At 58.6% G+C, this 20,743-nt stretch carries 19 protein-coding genes; 3 read left to right on the forward strand and 16 right to left on the reverse strand.

What is annotated here, in order from left to right; genetic code table 11:
- The first annotated feature begins 74 nt into the window (after window positions 1-74).
- Complete coding sequence (locus tag N7607_RS20805; RefSeq protein WP_187808664.1) at window positions 75-971, forward strand: hypothetical protein; 897 nt, start codon at window positions 75-77, stop codon at window positions 969-971.
- Between the two features lie 28 nt (window positions 972-999).
- Here the strand turns inward: N7607_RS20805 and N7607_RS20810 are convergent, their stop codons facing one another.
- Window positions 1,000-1,959, reverse strand: a complete 960-nt coding sequence (locus N7607_RS20810; protein ID WP_187805754.1) for a site-specific integrase — start codon at window positions 1,957-1,959, stop codon at window positions 1,000-1,002.
- 182 nt (window positions 1,960-2,141) lie between these two features.
- Here N7607_RS20810 and N7607_RS20815 point away from each other — a divergent pair, with 182 nt between their 5' ends.
- On the forward strand, window positions 2,142-3,032 hold the full coding sequence (locus N7607_RS20815) for a DNA-binding protein (RefSeq protein WP_187805753.1): 891 nt from the start codon (window positions 2,142-2,144) through the stop codon (window positions 3,030-3,032).
- A gap of 12 nt (window positions 3,033-3,044) precedes the next feature.
- Here N7607_RS20815 and N7607_RS20820 read toward each other — a convergent pair whose 3' ends face one another.
- From N7607_RS20820 to N7607_RS20850, 7 genes are all read right to left on the reverse strand, one after another.
- Window positions 3,045-4,370, reverse strand: a complete 1,326-nt coding sequence (locus N7607_RS20820; RefSeq protein WP_279868598.1) for a TniQ family protein — start codon at window positions 4,368-4,370, stop codon at window positions 3,045-3,047.
- Window positions 4,371-4,376: 6 nt separating this feature from the next.
- Window positions 4,377-5,363, reverse strand: coding sequence for an ATP-binding protein (locus N7607_RS20825; RefSeq protein ID WP_187805751.1), 987 nt, complete (start codon window positions 5,361-5,363; stop codon window positions 4,377-4,379).
- Window positions 5,364-5,372: 9 nt separating this feature from the next.
- A complete protein-coding gene (locus N7607_RS20830; protein WP_187805750.1) occupies window positions 5,373-7,241 on the reverse strand; it encodes a Mu transposase C-terminal domain-containing protein in 1,869 nt (622 codons plus the stop codon).
- A 2-nt stretch (window positions 7,242-7,243) separates the two neighbouring features.
- Window positions 7,244-7,858, reverse strand: a complete 615-nt coding sequence (locus tag N7607_RS20835; protein ID WP_187805749.1) for a hypothetical protein — start codon at window positions 7,856-7,858, stop codon at window positions 7,244-7,246.
- A gap of 482 nt (window positions 7,859-8,340) precedes the next feature.
- Complete coding sequence (locus N7607_RS20840) at window positions 8,341-9,057, reverse strand: alkyl sulfatase C-terminal domain-containing protein (protein WP_347881178.1); 717 nt, start codon at window positions 9,055-9,057, stop codon at window positions 8,341-8,343.
- The gene (locus N7607_RS20845; RefSeq protein ID WP_279868592.1) at window positions 9,009-9,680 is read right to left on the reverse strand and encodes a DUF3313 domain-containing protein; all 672 of its coding nucleotides are present in this window, start codon (window positions 9,678-9,680) and stop codon (window positions 9,009-9,011) included. Before N7607_RS20845 ends, N7607_RS20840 begins: the two co-directional genes overlap by 49 nt.
- 63 nt (window positions 9,681-9,743) lie before the next feature.
- A complete protein-coding gene (locus tag N7607_RS20850) occupies window positions 9,744-11,048 on the reverse strand; it encodes an OmpP1/FadL family transporter (RefSeq protein ID WP_279868590.1) in 1,305 nt (434 codons plus the stop codon).
- Between the two features lie 242 nt (window positions 11,049-11,290).
- Here N7607_RS20850 and N7607_RS20855 point away from each other — a divergent pair, with 242 nt between their 5' ends.
- A complete protein-coding gene (locus tag N7607_RS20855) occupies window positions 11,291-11,536 on the forward strand; it encodes a hypothetical protein (protein WP_279868587.1) in 246 nt (81 codons plus the stop codon).
- On the opposite strand, the gene N7607_RS20860 is transcribed toward N7607_RS20855, so the two are convergent.
- The 8 genes from N7607_RS20860 to N7607_RS20895 all read right to left on the reverse strand — a co-directional run bounded on the left by N7607_RS20860 (window position 11,508) and on the right by N7607_RS20895 (window position 20,634).
- Window positions 11,508-13,073: an arylsulfatase gene (locus N7607_RS20860; protein ID WP_279868585.1), complete on the reverse strand. Its 1,566-nt coding sequence runs from the start codon at window positions 13,071-13,073 to the stop codon at window positions 11,508-11,510. The two genes, N7607_RS20855 and N7607_RS20860, sit on opposite strands and share 29 nt — an antisense overlap.
- Before the next feature lie 187 nt (window positions 13,074-13,260).
- Window positions 13,261-14,265 carry an HAD family hydrolase gene (locus tag N7607_RS20865; RefSeq protein WP_279868582.1) on the reverse strand — a complete coding sequence of 335 codons (1,005 nt, stop codon included), beginning with the start codon at window positions 14,263-14,265 and terminating at the stop codon, window positions 13,261-13,263.
- Window positions 14,262-15,614, reverse strand: a complete 1,353-nt coding sequence (locus N7607_RS20870; RefSeq protein WP_279868580.1) for a hypothetical protein — start codon at window positions 15,612-15,614, stop codon at window positions 14,262-14,264. The genes N7607_RS20865 and N7607_RS20870 overlap by 4 nt, the downstream gene beginning before the upstream one ends.
- A complete protein-coding gene (locus N7607_RS20875; RefSeq protein WP_279868578.1) occupies window positions 15,611-17,197 on the reverse strand; it encodes a VWA domain-containing protein in 1,587 nt (528 codons plus the stop codon). Before N7607_RS20875 ends, N7607_RS20870 begins: the two co-directional genes overlap by 4 nt.
- Window positions 17,198-18,202 (reverse strand): VWA domain-containing protein, encoded by a 1,005-nt coding sequence (locus N7607_RS20880; RefSeq protein WP_279868576.1) that lies wholly within the window; start codon window positions 18,200-18,202, stop codon window positions 17,198-17,200. It lies immediately after the preceding gene.
- On the reverse strand, window positions 18,189-18,695 hold the full coding sequence (locus N7607_RS20885; RefSeq protein WP_279868573.1) for a DUF4381 domain-containing protein: 507 nt from the start codon (window positions 18,693-18,695) through the stop codon (window positions 18,189-18,191). The genes N7607_RS20880 and N7607_RS20885 overlap by 14 nt, the downstream gene beginning before the upstream one ends.
- Window positions 18,692-19,639, reverse strand: coding sequence for a DUF58 domain-containing protein (locus tag N7607_RS20890; RefSeq protein ID WP_279868572.1), 948 nt, complete (start codon window positions 19,637-19,639; stop codon window positions 18,692-18,694). The genes N7607_RS20885 and N7607_RS20890 overlap by 4 nt, the downstream gene beginning before the upstream one ends.
- A gap of 20 nt (window positions 19,640-19,659) precedes the next feature.
- Window positions 19,660-20,634 (reverse strand): MoxR family ATPase, encoded by a 975-nt coding sequence (locus tag N7607_RS20895; protein ID WP_279868570.1) that lies wholly within the window; start codon window positions 20,632-20,634, stop codon window positions 19,660-19,662.
- Window positions 20,635-20,743: the final 109 nt, after the last annotated feature.

Below are 20,743 nucleotides of genomic sequence, written 5' to 3' on the forward strand. Positions count from 1 at the left end.
TACTCCGACCCATTCGGACAGTATGCGGTGAGCTGCATAAGCCGAACACCCACCCCCATGGAGACGTCAGCGTCATGGACAACGCTCGTGATCGTATTACCCAGGAAATTGTTGAGGCCGAGGACCTTAAACTGCTGGCGGCAGTGGATACCTATGGCTACCAATGCCCTGGTTGCAAAACTCAGGCCTTCCCGCGTTCCTATCGCCCGGAGAACTTGGTTCGGGCTCACTTTCAACTGCGTGACCCTCACGTCTCAGGTTGTGAGGTGGAGGGCGAAACCAAGGTTATCGCGCAGGGCAAGCGCGGCAGTGTTCAGCAGGAGTTGGAGACCTCGCCAGGTTTATCGCCCGCCCGGCTGCAGCTGATTGAAGACCGTACAATCGTCGGTCCTGCGCTACCTCACACCGAGTCTCAGACACAGAGCGTCAGGCGGTCGGATGGAGCCACTGGCCTGGTGCGCCGAGAAGGACGACGCGCAGCGAACAGCATTCGCCCTATCTGCCGTGCTTTTTTGCGCTTCCCCTTCGATAGGCATCTTTCTTTAGCCATCCCGGGTATTGCCCCAGCGACCTATCAAACCGCCTTCAAGAAACTTAGGTCGAAAGGGTTGGAGCCATGCCCTAATGCACGCATTTTCTATGGGGAACTGGCCTGGACGCCAGCCGCTGAATCGCCCGAACACTTGACCATTTCACTCAACGCGGGCGAATGGGAAGAGAAAAAACTAACGCCTTACCAGGTGGTCGTCCTCTGGAGCGAGTGGTCAGCGGCTGCCCGCGGGCGACTGAAAAATGAGCTGGAAATAGCCCGCCAAGAGAACATGAAAGCCAAAAAAGATAAGCAGGCATCCCGCAGTTATCTCTTCTTTGTGGGTGCCCAGGATGTCAAGAACCCTGCAATTTTCCATGTGCTGGACCATCGACTCATTTGCACCGCACATGACGAGCTGGTGTTCCCAGTGCGCAGCTAGGTGCGGATCGGGGCCGCGGAAGGCGGTCTTATGGCAGTCCCTCGGGCCAGTTTGAGATGTGTTGTAGCGCACTCAGCTGCCCAGGGAACACGCCTGTGCTCTCCACATAGCGCAATGCGGATTGGCCATCGCTCCAGCCTACGTACTGCATCAGCGCTTTGAGATCCCAGCCGCTGCGGGTGGCCCAGGTGGCAAACCCGCGGCGCAGCGAGTGGCTACTGTACAGCTCCGAAGGCAGCCCTGCCGCCTGCAGTACGGCGCGCATGAGTGGGACAACGCTATTTGGGTGCAAACCCTGCTCACCTAAATGCCCCCAGCGATCAATTCCACGGAATACCGGCCCACGCGCGATGCCCGCCACGCTGATCCAGTCGACGTAAGCTTGTACTGGGCACAGCCTGGCCAACGCCGGCGCGCTGAAGGTCTGGCCTTGGTTGTCGCGGTCGCCTTTGCTCCACGGCAGAAACAGTTGCATCCCCTCCCCGGCCCGCACCTGGATGTGCTCGACTTGCAGGCGGCACAACTCATCACTGCGGAACGCCCGCCAGAAGCCAATCAGGACCAGTGCACGATCGCGGCAACAGCGCAGTAGTCGCGGCCAATCGTCCTCAGCGCGTGCACGCTCACCGGATCGCTCCAACCAAAGCACGCATTGCTCGAGCTGACGCAGCTGCAAGGGCTCGGCCTGTTTCTCCTGGCGAGGGTGCAGGGTACGGATCCCCTTGAAGATCTGGCGGACCAGAGGGGTCTTGGTCGGATCCGGAAAGCCCTGACTGACATGCCACTGCGCCAATGCCGCCAGACGCAGCTTCAAGGTGTTGCTGGACAGTGTGGCGGCGTGGTCGACCAGGTACCGCACGATGGCATCGCTGGTCGCCGGCAAGAAGCCGCCCCAAGTGACCTCGAAATGCTCAAGCGCCTGCTGGTAGCTGCGTCGCGTGTTGGCGCGAGTGCCGGCCTGCAGGTACCGCTCAACCTCCTGGCTCATCTGAGCACATCCCCTTGGTGTACCGGTGAGCGAGCGTCAAACGACGAAAACGCCGCTTCACCTTGGATAATTCGTGATTACTCAATTCTAGAATACAAGCGGGTCACAAAGGAAAATTTTGATAAGATGCCATGTACTTACATGGTACGTACCACGGAACGAAATCGTCAGGAGACCCACTTATGGCCCGCGGTGGAATCAACAAAGCGGTCGTGCAGAAAGCCAGGCATGCCCTCCTCGCTCGCGGCATTCACCCCAGCATTGATGCAGTGCGTGTCGAGCTGGGCAACACCGGCTCCAAGACCACCATCCACCGCTATTTGAAGGAACTGGAAGCCAGCGAGCAGGCCACATCCAGTGCCGCGTTAAGCGCTCCGCTAACGAATCTCATGGAGCAGCTTCTGGAGCAATTGAAGCAAGAGGCTCAGCAATCCGTCGCCCAGGCCCATGAAGCGCTCCTACGCGAGCGCGCTGCAGTACAGCAGCAATCAGCCGTGCTTGAGTCCCGGATGCGAGACATCGAATCTCAGCACTCAGGCTTGGCTCTACAGCTGCAAGCGGCCCAAGAGTTGATTCTCCAGGAGCAGCAACAGCGACAAGCCGTCGAAGTCGATAACGCCCGAATGCTGCAATCCCTGCAGGATCTGGAGGTGCGAGTGCGGGAGCGCGATGAGCGCATCCAGTCGCTTGAAAACATGCATCAGCACGCTCGTGATGGCATGGAGCATTACCGCCAGGCCAGCAAGGAGCAGCGTGAACAGGAGCAGCGCCGCCATGAAGCCCAGACTAGCCAGCTTCAGGCCGAGATACGCCAGCTGCAACAGACTCTAATGATCAAGCAGGACGAACTCACACAACTCAATCGCGACAACGCCCGCTTGCTAAGCGAAGCGCAGCAGCAGCTGCGCGAGCAGCGGGCCCTTCAGCAACAGTTAAACCACAAGGCGACTGAGCTGGACATGCAGCAGACCGCCTACGCGCAATCAGAACAGCAGCGCCAGGAACTACTGACTCGGTGCGAGCTTCTGGAGCGGCAAGCTGCGGGCCGTGCAAAAAAGAAAACCAAAAGTTGAGTTTTATGAGCGTCAAACAGCCGCCTGGCGCGTGTAACTGATCCTGCGAATTTCTGGGTCATCCTCATCCACTTCGACCGCCCAACAGGGCGCCACATAAGCGGTCTGGTCACTGATGGGGAGCCCTGCGTCAAGCTTGCGATTGCGACGAAACTCAGTTAGCGAGTGCAGTACCTCATCGGCAAAAGCATGCTTAGCCAACCATGAACGCTCCTTGGCGGAAAGCGCTAGCGTCCGGCTCTCTTGGCAAAAGCGCCCCAACCAAGACGAAATCGCGTAGCCGATAGCCGCACGCCCTCGAAACGTGGCGTTCACACACCACAGCCTTCGCCACGACACCAGGACTTTGAGCCCTTCGATACTATTTGTAAGAGATTGAACCGTGTGTTCGATAAGATCGTTATCAGAGACCAATGCTACGGTTCTTGTAGAGACATGCTCAACAAAGCAGTTGTGTCGGATGAGCGATTTCAATACTGATGCCAATTCGTCAACGAGCAACGTGAACTCGCTGCCTCCAACTTCGGGAGGATGTGGCAAATCCGTTTGGCAGACTCGACTAATAAAGTCAAACCGCAGAATGGAATGAGGCATGGGCGCGCTCACCATACTTGAGAAAAATTGCTCCTCTTCTTCGCCACAGTCCACTTCAAGTCGCATCGCCGGAATAACTTGCCCAGCGCGCACTCTACTGGCTCCTAAAAGTGGCATGCAAAGCCGGCTGCCAGCCATGGCGCTGAATGTCTTGTAAATTCGCTCTACTTCCAGCGGCAATCCACTCGCCGCCTGGAGAGCTGAACTCGACATGCGATAGTCGCCCTGCAGCAACGAACACTTGCAACTCGCGCAGCCAAAAGGGGTTCTGAATGTCTGCGAATTCAAGGTGTACGGTGTTGCGGCGCCGCAAAATCTACAGGCCACCTCAAGCGGCACCTTATGAATCGGACAGTTAACTAATTTATCGAACTGAAAAACTGCATAGTGAACGCCCTGCGACATGCAACAAGGACAAAATCGAAGCAAACCACACAATGACCAGTGATCGTGCAGGTAGTTTGGCGTTAAAAACAAGTCATAAACTTCCCTCTTTGCCAAACTAAGCTCCCTTTCGAAAGCACCAATATTTACTGAATATAAGCTGGATAAGTTATTCGTGCGAGAACGATAACTTCGAAATCTCTCGCTATGGTTCTTGAACATGCCAACCACGGCAGCTCCAGATACAACATTGGCAGATGCAAATCTGCTAAGAATAGAATACGCAGATTCAAACCCCACAAGACGCGGCGTGATTGAGCAGTTCGCAGAAATGCGACTGAATGCAGGAAAAAGGAACAATTTTCATCAGCTATCTAAATAGTCCATTTGCCGAACATCCTTCTGATAAAGGTAGTACCAAGTCTCTGAAATCACCTCATTGATTAGCTCATCTGTTAACAAAAAACTTATATCATCTAGATGCTTATACTCAGTGAAAAATATCTCGATAGTCTTCGTAAAGAATCTCATTGGAATGCTTAGGTCACTAATCTGACCATGCTCATTATGATGCAATCCAAAAATACGCCAAAACTGCTGCCCATAGTTGCCCAGCCTAAAGCCGTTGGCGAATGCTTTTGGGAAAAATATCCTGGTGAAAGTCCAATCTGTGTCCGCTGGATACACGGCTGCATCATAGCAGCCTAGACACTCTGCAACTTCTTGAGCCGAGCTGAGCCCTTGAAACTCCATATCCTGAATCATGAAGCGCGCAATAATTGACTGCTTACGCGCACTAAGAAACTGCTCTTTTACAATGACGAGTTCTGGCTGACCTACAAGAACCACAACCAGTCGCACCTCAAAATGTAGCTCCAAATTATCATAGATATCTCTGAGCCACTCAAAGTGCTTGTCGAAAAATTTTTGAGCCTCGTCGATAAAAAGAAGGAACATCCTCCTCTTATACCGACACGAGCGCTCATAGATAAGATTCAGAATGCGCTGGCGCTTTTCGTGCGGCTTTCCGCCTAACTGTTTATGGCCTAGCGCTTGTAATAACTGCGAGTAAAAAGCATCCTCGGAAGCGGTCATTTTTTCTGGTGCACTGAATATACATACAGGAAGCCCAGGGAATATATCCTTTATTGCATTTGAGCAGTATTTGATCGCCTTGGATTTACCATAGCGAGGCCGGCCATGTATGAGTAATCCAGACGTTCGGCGGCGTACAATCTTCTCCAATACAGCCATTAACCTACCGATAGGCTGAGTAGGTATTAAATAGCGCTCGGTATTGATTGGGTGATCTTCCATATCAATATCTGCAGGAGGCAGATCAGCAATGTTCATTAGCACCCCCTAGGAAACAAAGATTTTGGTTAAAGGCATAGCCACAGCTTCTTTAACAAGTGGCTTAATGTCCGCCGACATAGATTTATCAGGCCCAGATTTTTCCTGCGTCTTAAGTGATTGAATTATTTCGTAATGAGCAGTATTCGTCGTCAGACTCCTTCCGGTCCGATTACGTAGTTGATTGCAAGCATCCAATAAACTTTGCCCGACTTTGAATCTTATAGCTCGGTCTCGGAACGCCTTGAATAATGTCTGCCGGAGCTGCAGAGAGTGTTGCTCCCTGCCCCATGGTCCACTCGCTTTAAGCGGACCAATAAATTTGCCATCCATCGTATAAGCGCGAACATGGGAAATATCCCTAACATCGTACGTGATTTGAATTTTTCGACCGGTTAGATCACTTCTTAGAATCAGGGGGTCTTTGTACTTTACATTGGCAAAATTAATATACGCCCCTGTCTCTTTGCTCGAAGATCGAACCGTCGCAATCTGAACTCTTTTCATGAAGTCGTATTCGTTGCGATCCTCAGGCTTGAGCTTCCCGATCAAGAGTTGCCTCCTCGCGAGCCGCGAGGTAAAAAGCTCTAAAGGCGAATTTCCAAATACACCAGAATGAGGTCGTCCGTTATAATCTGATAGAACGATATCGATACCGTGTCGGAGTTCGTCTAGTGTCATTAACAGCGATAGTCCAGAGTTGGAGGATGGCGATAACGCCTCTCTAACTGGATCTTTAACGCTTGAGCCGGTAGTTCCAATCAGTCGATGAGAGAAATTATCTGCTATGAACCTAAAGAATCGCTCAACTATACTGCGCGCGTTTGGCTGATGAGGCGGACCGTAATCAACTAAACACCCCACCTTCTTATCGAGTATTTCCTTTACCCGAATAGCTTTATGCGAAAGTGCATTGTCCAGCTTGATACACCGCCATGTGGCCCACGCAAATTCATCTCCGCGCTCAGAGGGAAAACCACCACTTTGTTCGTATAATGCATTCGTGATAACTGCTTTTGGTCTGCTGTGCGGCGCCAAGGCATTGAAGATAGCTGAGAGAACATCCTGCTGGTCGTAGTTTTTCCCTAAAGCGATGCTGTATCCCAATACGCATCTAGTAAATACATCAATAACTAGGATTAGCCATACGCGAAGAATCTCATATCTAACCGGCTCTCCATAGAGGTCATAATCCTCTATAACTAATCGAAGATCTATTTGATGGCCGTCTACTTCTACTTCATCAAGCGCTTCGGTTGGCTCAATCCTTTCAGAAATTCTGCTTGCACTCTCAAGCTCAATCTCCGCCTGACGTTCCCTATATTTAGCTTTGAGATGCGTTTCAAATGTCCGCCTAGCGAGGTCGGCTTCGCTGAATGGGTAGTCCTTATCCCCAACGCCCTGATCTCGGCAGGCGTCTAGAAACGACTGATGAAGATCCGAAATTCTTTTTTGTTTTTTTCTATAAATCTCTACCAAGCTAGAGAGCTCTTCGCTCAATGATGGGTACGTGTTTAGTAATCTTGAAAAAATTCCACTCTTATTTTCTTTGCCTTTGTCAGTTAGTTTATTTTCTAAATCCTTGCGCGGTCTAGTCCGTATATATGGCATAGCACCCAAGAATCCGAGGGGTTGGCCATCGACGATGCGTTGACCACGCTCAATCAATCTGTACAAGGTGCTTTTGGTAATTCCGTATTTATTCCTGACTTCAAAAAGTGTAAGGCCATCCTTGAAATAAGATTTAACGGCAGCAATCTTCTTATCGACTAGACCTCTTTCTTTAGCCGACAGCGCGCTTGTCTCTGGCTCTGGCCAACTATCAATATCAAGACCGGAGTCTCTAAGCTCCGATATCGAAAATCGCGCTTGGGTCATTTCTAATCACCACGAACTAAAAAGATACTGTCCTGACAAATTCGCCTTGTACAAATATCCTGAGGGACCAGTCGCCCTCGCCGCACCAACTCATAAATCATTGTCAATTGATTAACGGCATCTTCGCTTGACAATTGCTGTTGCAGCGCAAATGAATGGCCTGAACGCATACTCCTGGCAAATATCTGAATGTCTTTCTCTCGGACACCGCCTCCCCACCTGAGAAGCCATTGCTGCATCTCGAGCAAATTCCAGAATTCGTGGCTGGAGTCCGTATGTTGTGAGGTGGTGATGACATCCAAGATCCATCCTCTTTGCTCGCAAAGAGCGGCCACCTGCTGCACTACCAATTGAGGAGAGTCAAATATGGCTAACTTCAGTTGGTCTCCAAGACTCGCAGAAATGGGCATAACAGCTGTCCCATAAGGGGTCTTCAACTGAAAGGCCTCTCCGCTCAATGCTGTCACGTGGGGACTAAATTCTTGGCGGAGGAGATATAGGACGTGGGATTTTTCGTACAAAGTTAGGGCTGCGCCAGCCTTGGCGCTCCAAATCAGATACTCGTTCTGCCCCTTCTTTCTCTTTACTACGGTAGGTTCTAGCCCAAGCGCTGGCATGATCCATTCCCTGTGATCAGGTTATGAATCAATTAAGGTCCAGAATTCTGGGCGCGTAATATCTTTTTGAAATTTTACTCCCATGTTAATCGCAATATGCGCTATCGAGACTGGACAGGACTTGAGCAAACCGGACCAAGTATAATTCTGACGAGGAAGCGATTTTTTCAACAAAGAGCTCTAGCCCAACGGTTATCGGAAGGGAACCCTCAAGAGTTCCAAACTACCTTCCAGATCTCGTCGAGATCCAAATTGTCTTCCAGAGGGAAATGTGGGACTTTCATTACGCGCTGAGATATAGAAGTGATCGAGATAATGCAGCGCTCAACGGAACGAAATAGAGGTGAGTTTAAGAGGGAATTGGAATAGAAATGAGCCTCAATATTGCAAAACTTTTAAAAACGGAATAGTCCCACTTTCTTCAAAGTCCCACTTTCACATCCCTGCACGATTGCCAATGGTTTGCCTTCGGGTTTTGAGCATTAGGGGGTAACGATGTTGAACCAGAAGTCGAAGCTGTCCATGTAGCTCATCAACTCCTCCAGCTTGCCCTGTTCGCCCTGGACCTTGATCTCGCCCGAACCTTCCGCGTCTTTCAACGTGGTTTGCTTGAGCATGATCTTGTTCAGGGTATCGCGGGTCAGGGTTATGGTTGCATCGGCCTGGTTCGACTGTAAGCCCTCTGTGTGATTGAGCACACCGTTGACCATTTCCAGCACGTACTTCTGGTTCAAGTCCGTGAATTCCAGATTGAGAGTTATGTGCTTGTCTGCAACCTCCGGCCCTTTCAAGCGCATGGCCAGGTAGTCGAAGAACAGGTCCAGGTCCATCGCCTTGACGGTGTCGGGGCTGGCAGTGTCCGGCGTCGGCAGTTTCTGCACGCCGTTACGCAGCTCCTGGGCACCGGTCAGGTAGAAGTTGCGCCAAGGCCCACTCTCGGCCTGATAGCCCAGCTGCTCCAGCGCGTCGGCGGGGTTGCCGATGAACCAGCCTAGGTGCAGCACGTAGGTGGCTTTGACGTTGTGGTTAAGCGAGCCGTAGTAGCCGCGGTTGGAGAAGCGGTTAGCTTCGCCAGGCGCAGAGTCTCGTCGTTGATCGCGTGGGGGCGGTCGCAGCGCCAGTGGTCCGGCGTATGCGTGGTGCCCTGCACTTACTTGGCTTTCAATGCTTCGAACGAATGAACCATGTCCCGCGCCCAGCCATCGAGCACCGCCTTGGCGTCATTGGCGGTCATCACCTGGGCCGAGTTGTCGAGTTCGGCCCCGGCGCCTTTGCGCACCACCTGGGCGACCACCTCCTGGTTGCTGCCATCGATGAAGGCCGCTTCGGTGGCGATGCTGGTGTCCTGGTCGCGGATGCCGGCAGCGGCACTGACGCCGGCGGCCACCAGGGCTATCGGGATCACCTCATAGGGGCGCAGGCCTTTGGTCGATGCACTGACGGCGGTGATCGCCGGTCGCACCACGAGTACGCCCTCCCCCGGCGCGCTGGCCAGCGGCAGCACCTTGGAGAACTGGGTTTTCAGGACCTGATCGTAGTAATCGGTGATGCCCTGCAGCGTGCTCTGCGGGATCTTTTCGGTCGCCTGGGGTTTCGGGTAGAGCTGGCTCGGCTCGATGTAGACGCTGGTGAATTCGTTGACATTGATCCCCGGCTTGATCCAGCGCATCACCGCCGCGCCGGAGGGAGATTTCTCTTCCTGCAGTGGTTTGTAATCCTGGAGGAAACCCGAGTATTGGTCGGGCGCTATATATTTGCTGGCGCAGCCCGCGACTCCCAGAGTGGCAAGGCACAGAGCGAACGCTATCGGCTTCAACGTCATGGTGGTGCTCCTGCTGAACGATGTTGCTGTGAGTAATGATTCTGTTGCTTGCGCGATATCCGCTCAGAAGCGCCAGGTCGCCCCGCCGCCGATGACGTGCAGGGCCGCGTCTTCGTAACTGCCGGAGAGCGTGGTGCCCGAGCGCGATTTGGTCTGTTCGACGTCCATGTCACCCAGCCACACCAATGTGTACGCCAGGTGCAGGTCGAGCCCTTCATCGAGCTGGTAGTTCAGGCCGGTGGCGAAGCGCCAGGCCTCGCCCATGGGGTTGTCGACGGTGCGGTCTTCGTCGTCCACGGCCGAACTGTCGTAGCCCAGACCGAGGCTCCAGCGCAGCTGCCGGGTGGCCTGGTACTGAGTGCCGATGGAGGCATGCCAGGTATCCTTGTATTGGCGGTCGACGGTGCGGTCGACGCCACCGGCATTGGCATCCACCTCCACGCCGAACTCGCCGAATTCGCTCCAGTCTTGCCAGCCCAAGCTGCCGAGCAGCTTCCATTGCGCATCGAGCTGGTGCGCCACGCTTAGCTGCACGGTCTGCGGCACGTTCATGTCGAGTTCCAGCGAGTCCACACTCACGCGGTTCAGGGCAGCGTTGATGATGGGATTGCTGACGTCGTCGACGTCCGGCTTGTCCTCGAACTCCAGCTTGACCTTGCTGGTGTAGGCCAGGCCAAGCTGGGTGCGCTCGTCGAGCGTGTAGAGCAGGCCGAGATTGACCCCGGTGCCGACGTCCGTGTCCTGGTATTCCAGTTGCCCGTCGGGGTTGTCATTGAGCCCGAGCAGGTTGTTGTTGATGGCGAGCTCGGTGCGGTAGTAGCCCAGCATGAAACGCGGGCCGATGCCGACCGAAAGCTGCTCGGTGAACTGGTGGGCGATGGTCGGCTGGAACGACACACCGATGATCGCCGCCTCCTGGGTGAAATAGCGGCCGGCCCAGTCGTCGTCATAATCCAGTGCCAGGCCGAAGTTGCCATACATGCCGAAGCCGATGGCCGAGGTTTCATTGAGCTGATGGCTGATGAACAGGCTGGCACCCGGCAGCCACTCCAGCGAGTTGCCACCTTCGTTGCCGTCGAACTGGTTGTCATCGTCGCGGGAGAAGCGGAGCTGGCCGAGGATCACCTGGGCGTTGGCGCTGACTTGCGTGCCCGCGAGCTCGGTGATGCCGGCGGGATTGCTCATCAGCACGCTGGGATCGCTGGCCAGCGCGGCGGAGCCGGCGTTGGCCAGCCCGGCGCCCTCCTGGCCCGCCTCATAGATAAGGATGCCGCCGGCCCGTGCATGATCAGTCAACAACAGCGCCAGGCTGGACGCCAGGATCGCTTTATAGGCTGTACGAGTCTTGTAGGTACCGATATAGCGCATAGAGCCTCCCCTGCTGAATATGGCTGTCACGGTACTACTGGCACATGAGCACCCTTGGGGGTAAAGACGCAGTTGCGCGATGCATGGCAACTACCATTCAGGTACTGCCGTCCCAGCCATGACTAGAGGAGCGTAGTAGAGGAGATTTACGCCGCAAATTTTGCGCGGGGGAATTGCTTCTATCTCATTTGAACGCGACGGGTGGCATATAGGCCGCGATCTAAAGGGCCTGGCAGTGGCTCATGGCCATCTTTCAACGGTTGGCTTTCCTGGGCTGGAAGGGGCGTTTGCTTCGCAAGAAGAGCGGTTGCGACGCTCCTTTTTTTAGTCCGTCAGGAACATTAACCGGCCGTTTCAGCTGGATGGCGGATTTGCCGCTGATCCCCGCAAACCTGTTTGGATCTCGCATAGAAAAACGCCCTGACCATGTCAGGGCGTTGCTCGCCTACGACCTGCTGGTCAGTTTCTCGGCGGGCTCAGCGTTTTGAGCCTTTGCATCACTTCCTGAACCTTTAGCGTCTGGTAGCTGATACCCGCCGCGTTCAGGCTCTCGCCGGACTGATAGGGGTATTCCGGGATGGTGGCCATGAACTGCTGGAGCTTCTGTTGTACCGGCACGAAGGTCCACATCTGATCGGCATACCAGCGCAGGTAACCCAACGAGCCCTCCTCCCACATTTTCTCGTAGGGATCGGCCTTGAGGTTGATGATCAGCGGCCATGAGGTGACCTTGCGCGTGCCGGTGGCGATATTGCCGTCGACAGTGGCGAAATGGATTTTCCAATCGCCAACCCGCACCGCATTCAACTCTCCGCCCTGGCCGAAGTAATAGATTTCCTTGCGTGGGCTTTCCTTGTTTTCGCCGGTCAGGAAAGGCACGAAGTTATAGCCGTCCGGATGGACCTTGAAGTCGCGGCCATTGGCCTTGTAGCCCTTTTTCAGCTTCTCGACCACATCTGCCTCACCGGCCGCTGCCACCAGAGTCGGCATCCAGTCTTCCTGGGAAATGATCGCGTCGGAGATCTGCCCCGGTTTGATCTTGCCAGGCCAGCGCACCATCATCGGCACGCGGAAGCCGCCCTCCCAGGTACTGCCCTTCTCGCCCATGAACGGTGTGATGCCGCCATCCGGCCATGAAACGGACTCTGCGCCGTTATCGGTGCTGTAGATGACAATGGTGTTGTCGGCGATGCCCAACTCATCGAGCTTGTCGAGCACCTGGCCGACATAGCCGTCATGCTCGACCATGCCGTCCGGGTAGAGGCCCACGCCGGTCTTGCCCACCGACTCCTTCTTCAGGTGGGTCCAGATGTGCATGCGTGTGGTGTTGTACCACATGAATACCGGCTTATCGGCCTTGACCTGGCGCTCGAGGAAGTCCATCGCCTTGGTGTGCACTTCTTCGTCGATGGTCTCCATGCGCTTGGAAGTCAGCGGGCCGGTGTCTTCGATCTTGCCGTCGGCAGTGGCGTGGATCACCCCACGGGGGCCGAATTTCTTGCGGAACTCTGGGTCCTTCGGATAGTAGTAACCCTCCGGTTCCTCCTCGGCATTGAGGTGGTAGAGGTTGCCGAAGAACTCATCGAAACCGTGCTTGGTGGGCAGGTGCTTGTCGCGGTCGCCCAGGTGGTTCTTGCCGAACTGGCCGGTGGCGTAGCCCTGCTCCTTGAGCAGGTCGGCAATGGTAGGGGTCCAGTCGGGGATGCCGTGCTCGGAACCAGGCATACCGATGGTCAGCAAGCCCGTGCGGAACGGGTGCTGCCCGAGGATGAATGAAGCCCGCCCCGCAGTGCAGCTGTTCTGTGCGTAGGCGTGGGTGAATTGCATGCCCTCCTTACCGATGCGATCGATATTGGGTGTCTGGTAACCCATCACGCCCAGGTTATAGGCACTGACATTGTGAACGCCGATATCATCGCCCCAGATCACGACGATATTGGGTTTTTCCGTTTGCGCCAGGACCTGAGTAGGCCCCCCTGCGCCGATTGCAGCTACGGCTGCTAAGGCCAAGATGGTCCGTTTCATCGGTGACTCCTAAATGCAAGTTTGGTCGTTCATCGCCTGCGAACTGCTTGCAGCTATCAAGACCTAGGCGGAATGTTGGGCCTTGACGCTCCATGGCGACCGAGCCAGAACAGCCTCCAACTCCGGCTCGGTCGATGGATTCCTGGCACGCCTCGGCTCGTACGCCGCGGCACGCCGCTATTCGAAATCAGGGTTGCTCGAACGGGTACACGCGCCGCCACTCCTTGGCCATGTCCACTATCGTCCAGCCGTTTGCCTTGGCCTCATCGAGCGCCTTGTCCAGCTTTCCGACATGGGATTCCCGGTCGTAAGCCCACTCCCGCTGGCCATCTGTGTGGTGCACCAGCCCCATAAAACGCTGGCCATCGCCCGCGGCGGTCCACTGCAGCATCTGCAGGTCGCCGTCAGAGTTGCCGAAGGCGAGGATCGGCCGGCGGCCAATGACCTGATCGATACTCACCGGCTTGCCTGGCCCATCGTCGTTGTGCAGCAGCTTGGGCTGGCGCTGGATCAGCAAGGTGCCGCCCTTGGCCTCGAAGTCGGTGGCGAAGGTGGTGCCGATCACCTGCTCCGGCGGTATGCCGTACACCTCCTCGGCGAACGCCCGCATGAACACCACCTCACCGCCGGAAACGATGTAGGTCTTGAAGCCATTGGCGCGCAGGTAGTCGAGCAGTTCGAGCATCGGTTGGAACACCATCTCGGTGTATGGCCTACCCGTTTTCGGATGCTTCGCCTTGGCCAGCCAGGCCTTGGCTCGGGAGGAGAATTCCTCGCTGCTTATGCCGGTGTGCGTGGCACCGACGATCTTCATCAGCCCGTCCATGCCGCTGGCGGCCAGAGTCTTCTGGTCGCCTTCGAGCAGGGCCTTGAACGGCTGGGTGGTCTTCCACTCGGGGTGCTCGGGCGCCAGGCGCTTGGCCTCGTCGAAGGCGAACTGCACCTGGAAGTAGATCGGTTGCTCGCTCCACAGAGTGCCGTCGTTGTCGAACACGGCGATGCGCTCGGCCGGCGGCACATAGCCCTTGGCGCCCTCCTCGGTCACCGCCGCGACAAACCGGGTGATGGCTTGTTTCGATGGGCCGTCCTGCCAAGCCGGTAGCGGATCGGCGGCACTGGTCAGCAGTGGTAGCGCGAGCAGGAGCGCGAGCAGCCAGCGCCAGGCGATGTGGGCATGCGAATGTCTGTTCATCGTTCGTCCCCGTAAGTGTTGCCGGCCAACGGCTGGCGAGGGTTCAAGGGAAGCAGCCCATGGCGGGACGGGCTCCCCACCCGCCGCTGGAGGCTACGCTTCAACGCCGGCAGTGCCTGCTGCAGTTCCGCGCCCGCCGCATCCGGCCGGGCCTCTGGACCGTAGCAGGCCCTGAGAAACGCTAGCAGTCGCTGCGCAGCGGGGTTGGATATTTCCTTGGCCATGGCGGCGAGCGTCCGTGCGCCCAGGCTTCGCCGGCCCCACAGGTACAGCGCGCCGAGCTGCGCGGGGCTAGCTCGGAGCTGGTCGGGTATCTGCCGCCAGGCGAATGTGGCGGATTGCCGGTAAGTGTGTTGACGGCGAATGCGCCAGGCCTTCCAGGCTGCCTTGCCACGCCGCCATACCGGTAGGCCCCAATATGCGGCCAGTCCGGCGAGTGCCAGAACCACCACCGACAGCAGCCAGTGCTGCGCAATGTGGATACGCGCACCCTGGCCCAGCGCCTGCAAGTCTGCGGCGATCGAAAACGGCGCTTGATAGGCTTGGCCGGCGCTGACCTTGAGGGATTTTGCCGCCACCTGGGCGGTGCGCATCTGCTTGGCCGCCACGTCCCACCACTGCACCTCGATAACCGGCAGTTGGTAGTCGCCGGGCTGCTTGACCACGTAGCTGACTGCATCCACCCGCCGCCCGCCGGTCACATTGCCGCGCCCATCGTCCAGTGGCCCCACCTGCGGCGGCTTGACGTAGCGCTGCAGGCCATCGATGTCGACGAACTCGGGGGGCGGAATGCGCATGGCCTGCGTGTCCTCGGCCTCCAAGACAAGACGGCGCACCACGCTGTCGCCCACCCGCAGTGGCGTGTGCGAGGGTTCGATCTGCTGCGTGAAGGTCAGACGCCGGGCCATCAGCACCTGTTGTCCCGTGGCGATGCCTTCCGGTTGGCTGGCGACGAAGTCCACCGGAGCTGTCCGCACCGTCACCGGCCCGCTGCCCTGCCCCGGGCTGGCAATCACGGCTAAGGCCGGGATGTGAAACGGCTGGGCCTGGTTGGGGGTGATCTGGTAGTTGAAACGCAGGCCAAACAGCGTCACGCCGTCACGCTGGAACGTCAGGTGAGTCGCCTCGCTGCTGGGCGGTGTGACCTGCGCGCCAGGTAGATCGAATATCGGTAACTGCGGTGCATCGGTGAACCAGGTGTCGGTCAGCACATCGACCTGCAATTGCAGGTTGCTGCCGACCAGTGGCTTGTCATCCGGCACTAGCCGGGTCTCCACCAGCACCTGGGGCTCGGCCACGACGGACAGCGGCGCCAGGCCGAGCAGCAGGACCAGCAGCAGACGCTTCATGGCTGCGTGCCCCCTGGTTGCTGGCGCGCACTCTGGATGCGGAACTTCTGTTGCAGGAACTTGGCCGGCGAGGTGGTCAGGTTCTGCAGCCACAGGGCATCGGAAGCACTCTGCTGGGCGCTGATCTCGGCCTTCTTGCCCTTGCCAGCCTGCTTGTCGAACTCGATCTTGTCCGGCGCCATCTCGGGAGCTACTTCCTGCTGTTCCTCGAAGTCCTTCTGCAGGGCAATGGCCAGCGCCAGATTGGCACTGGCCTCGGGGAACTGCGGCTGCAGTTCCAAGGCTTGGCGGTAGGCGGCGATGGCCGCCGGGTACTTGAGCAGGTGGGCATAGGTATTGCCCAGGTAGAAGTAAGCCGGCGCACTGTCGAGCCGGGCAAAGCTGGCCAGCGCGGTGTCGTAGTCGGCCGAGCGGTAGGCGGCCAGGCCCTTCCAGTACGGGTCGTGGAAGTGCTTGGCGGCCTGCGGGAAGTGGCCATGCTCAAAGGCCCAGCGGCCCTGCTGGTCGGCGGTGAAGAAGGCATCGGCCAGCGCGCCGGCCTGCGCTGGCGTGCCGAATCCGCCCAAGGCGACAGCCAGCAGGCCGGCGAGCCAGTTGACGCTCCACCCCCGGCGTACGCCGAAGAAGGCGATCAGCGCCAGCGGCCAGCACAGCCAGTAGCCCGCGTCTTTCCAGTAAACCTGCTCGTCATCGCCGTTGGCGGCCTGCAGGTGCTGCTGAGCGTGCAGCTCGACCCACTCCAGATCATCGTCGTCCAAGGTCAGGCTGCCGAGCGGGGCATCGGCCGCGCGGGACAGCTGCTTCAAGGCTTCGGCGTCGAACTGGGCCAGTAGCGGACGCCCGTTGGCATCGACCCGTGGCTGGCCCTCTGCGTCGCGCAGCATGCCGCCATTCTGGCTGCCGACGGCCAGTATCAGCACCTGCAGGTCACTCTGCTTGAGGCTGTCGACCACTTCATCCAGTTGCCCCACCTCGGCGCCATCGGTGAGCAGCAGGAGGGTGCCCGGCGAGTCCTCGGCGGCCAGCAGGCGCTTGGCCTGCTCGATCACCCCGGCCACATCCTTGCCGGGCGTCTCGATCAGCTCGGTGCTCAGCGCCTGCAGGAAAGTATCGAGCAGTTGCGGGTCCTGGGTTGCGGGCAGCACCAGGTGGGCGGTTCCGGCATAGGCGATCAGCCCGGTCTTGGCCCCGGCACGGCGCTGGATCAGGTCGTGCATCTTGTGCTTGACCGCCTGCATACGCGACGGTGGCACGTCGCTGGCGTCCATCGAGGGCGATAGGTCGACTGCGAGGATCAACGGGGCACGATTTTCCAGGAAGTCCGGGCGATCCTGCTGCCAGGTGGGGCCTGCCGCCGCCAGCCCGCCGAGGATCAGCAAGGCTGCCAGCAGGTGGATCGGGCGCAGACGATGAGTGTCGCCGGGCTTGGTTAGCAAGGATTTGAGCAGGTGCGGGGCGATCGGCACGGCCCGCAGCGCCGAGTGGCGTGCGCGATTCCAGAGCACCAGAAGGGCAATGCCCAGCAGCGCCAGCAGCAACCAGAGCGGACGCAAAAAGTGGAAGGCGGCGAGGTCGATGTCCATTCACACCTCCCCCGTCGCCTGCAGTGCCTGCCCTGCCCTGGTCAGGCGGGCGCGCAGGGCGGCGAGCAGTTGATAGGCCGCCAGCAACAGCATGGCGGCGCCGAGCGGCCACCAGAACAGGTCACGTTTGGGCTGGTGGCTGAGTTTGTGCACCTTGTGCGGGGTGAGGCGATCGAGCGTGGAATAGACCTGATCCAGCGCGGCGCGATCATCGGCACGGAAAAACTGCCCGCCGGTGGTGCTGGCGATGGATTGCAGGATGTCGAGGTCGACCTTGGCCTCACCGGTGGCGCTAGGATCACCAATGCCGATGGTGTGCACCACGATGCCCTGGTCCGCGGCCATCTGCGCCGCATGCTCGGGGGTGATGGCGCTGCCGGTGTCGTTGCCGTCGGTGAGCAGGATCAGCACCTTGTCCTGCTCCTTCGCCGCGGCAAGCATCTTGATGGTCAGGCCGATGGCGTCGCCTACGGCGGTATCGGGACCGGCCATGCCGGTGGCGATTTCCTCCAGCAGCAGTTGCAGACTGGCATGGTCGAGGGTCAGCGGCGCCTGGGGATAGGCGCCGGTGCCGAACACGATCAGGCCCAGGCGGTCATCCTTGCGCTTGTCGATGAAGCCCTTCACCACTTCCTTGACCGCGCTCAGGCGATCCACCCGCTGACCGGCGGCATTGGTGTAGTCAGCCGTCTCCATCGATTGGGAAATATCGATGGCCAGCATCAGGTCGCGCACCGGCTGCGTGTGCTCGAGGGGCTTTGCCACCAGCACCGGGCGGGCACAGGCCAGCACCAGCAGCGTCCATACCACCAGGTTGAGCCCCAGCTGCCAGGCGTTGCCACCTGCCCCGGAGGCCGCCGGTGTCTGCCCGGCGGCGCGGCTCATGGCGGCGAAGAACGGTACCCGCACGGCGCTGCGCGCCTCGCGGTAGGGGCGGAGGTAGCGCAACCCCAACAGCGCCAGCGGCAACAGCAACACGACCCAGGGATAGTCAAACTGCCACATGATGGGTCTCGATCCAGCGTCGGGCGTGCGCCAGCAGCGTCTGCTGCTGCTCGCGAGACCAGGTCGCCAGGTGCGGCGCGGGAGCATAGGCCAGCGTGGCCAGGTGGTGGCTGAAATCCTCCGGCAGTGGGGTTGGGCTGCGCTGTTGCAGGAAATGCTGCCAGGCACTGCCGTGCAAGGTGGCGACCTGCGGCCGATCCGGCATCGACAGGGCCACGCGTTTGAGCAGCTCCGGCAGCTCGCGCAGCGCGGCCAAACGACGCGCGTCGTCGCCCAGCGCCCGCTCTATCTCGGCGAGGCGGGCAATAGCCTCGCGCCGGTAGCGGTCTCGTCGCCAGCGCCACCAGCACCAGATGCCCCAGGCTGCCAAGGCAAGCAGCAGTAGGCTAGCCAGCACCAGCCAGCCCCAGGTCTGCGGCCAGTAACTGACCGGCGGCGCGGGCAAGGCCAGTTCCTTGAGCTGATCGAGATGCGGCGTGTTGTCCGTGCTCATCGCCGCCCTCCGCTCGCCCTGCCCAGTTCGCTGCGCAGCTGTTCGTGAGTTTGCGCGCCGGTGCTGATCATCATCAGCGGCACCTGGCTGCGCCGCAGCAGACCGGCCACCTCCTTGAGCCGGCCGCTGAGAAAATCGCCCAATGGCAGGTGTACCTGGCGGCGCTCGATTTCCAGCTCCACCTGCAACGCACCCTGAGTGACCATGATCCGCCCTTGGTTGGGCAGGTTCAGCGCCAAAGGATCGTACACCTGCATGGCGATCACATCGTTGTGCGCGGACAACTGGCGCATCAGCTGCAGGGTGCGCGGCCCGGCGCCCGCGAAGTCGCTGATCAGGCAGATCAGATGGTCATGCCCCGCCATTGCCAGACAGGTCTGTAGCGCACGGTCCAACTGCGGCTCGTTCTCCGTGTCGGGCAGATCGGCGGCCAGTGCCTGGTTCTGCCGGACAATGGCCGCGCACAAAGCCTCCACCCGGCTACGGCTGCGCACGGGGCTGACGCGCTCGATGCAGCTGTCGTTGAACACCAAACCACCGACCCGGTCACCCCCGTGAAAGGCCATCCAGGCCGAGAGCGCGGCCAGTTCCGCGGCGGTAACGGATTTGAAGCTGCGTTGCGAGCCGAAGAACATGTTCATGCGCTGGTCCACCAGGATCAGCACGGGGCGATCACGCTCCTCGGTGTAACTGCGCACGAAGGGTTTGCCATAGCGCTGGCTGGCGCGCCAGTCGAGGTGGCGCAGGTCATCGCCGGGGTTGTAATGGCGCAGCTCGTCGAAGTTCAGCCCGCGCCCGCGCAGGCGCGAGGCGTGGTTGCCGGAAAGAATGCTCGAGCGCGGCTGGCTGCCTTGAAAACGTAGGCCGAACACGTTGTGCTCAAGCCGCATCAGCTGCTCCAGCGAGACGTAAACGAAGCCATCCGGCGTGACGAACTGCTGCATGTACAACTCCTCGCCGGAACTCAGGTCGGAATGGCCACCTTGTCGAGCAGGCGATCTATTACCTGGTCGGCCGATACGCCGTCGGCCACGGCGTCGTAGGAAAGCAGCAAGCGGTGGCGCAGGACGGGATGCAGCACCGCACGCACATCATCCGGTGACACGAAGTCATGGCCGTTCAGCCAGGCATGCGCTCTCGAGACGCGGTCGAGGCTGATGCCGCCGCGGGGACTGGCGCCGATCTGGATCCAGCGCGCCAGGTCCTCGTCATATTGCGCCGGATAGCGAGTGGCGTTGATCAGGTCGATCAGGTAGGTGTCGATGGCTGGCGCCACATGCACGGCGGTGATTTCGCCCCGGGCGGCAAACACCACCTCCTGGCTCAAGCGCAGATGCTCCGCGGCTGCGGACTGGGCCTTCTGCTCTTCGTCGCGCAGCAGACGCAGCACCTGGCTTTCATCCTCTGCCTTGGGGTAGTCCAGTTGGACCTTCATGAGGAAACGGTCCATCTGCGCTTCCGGCAGCGGGTAGGTACCCTCCTGTTCGATGGGGTTCTGCGTAGCCAGCACCATGAACAGCTGCGGCATGGGATAGCTCTGCCCGGCTACCGTGATCTGCCGTTCCTCCATGGCCTCCAGCAGTGCGGCTTGAACCTTGGCCGGGGCACGGTTGATTTCGTCGGCAAGGATGATGTTGCCGAAGAGCGGACCTGGCTGGAATTTGATCTGGCTGCCCTCTGCAGTCTGCTGCAGGATCTCCCCGCCGGTGATATCCGAGGGCAGCAGATCCGGGGTGAACTGGATGCGGCTCATGCGCGCTTCCAGATGAGTGGACAGCGTCTTGACCGTGCGTGTCTTTGCCAACCCAGGCAAGCTCTCCAGCAGTACGTGGCCATTGGCCAACATGCCCAGCAGTACCTGGCGAATGATGGCAGCTTGCCCTAGTACCTTTTCCGCCACGCTGGCTTCGAGCGCTGCAATTTGCTCACGCGCAGTCATGATCCTTCCCCCGACGAACACTTCCATTGATCGGTCAGGCAATGCCTGGAAATGGCTGGAGCCGCTTGGCACCGCGTTTCGATCAATCTAGACGCTTACTCCTGACCCG

The organism is Pseudomonas sp. GD04019 (assembly GCF_029837695.1).
In the GTDB taxonomy this organism is placed as follows: domain Bacteria; phylum Pseudomonadota; class Gammaproteobacteria; order Pseudomonadales; family Pseudomonadaceae; genus Aquipseudomonas.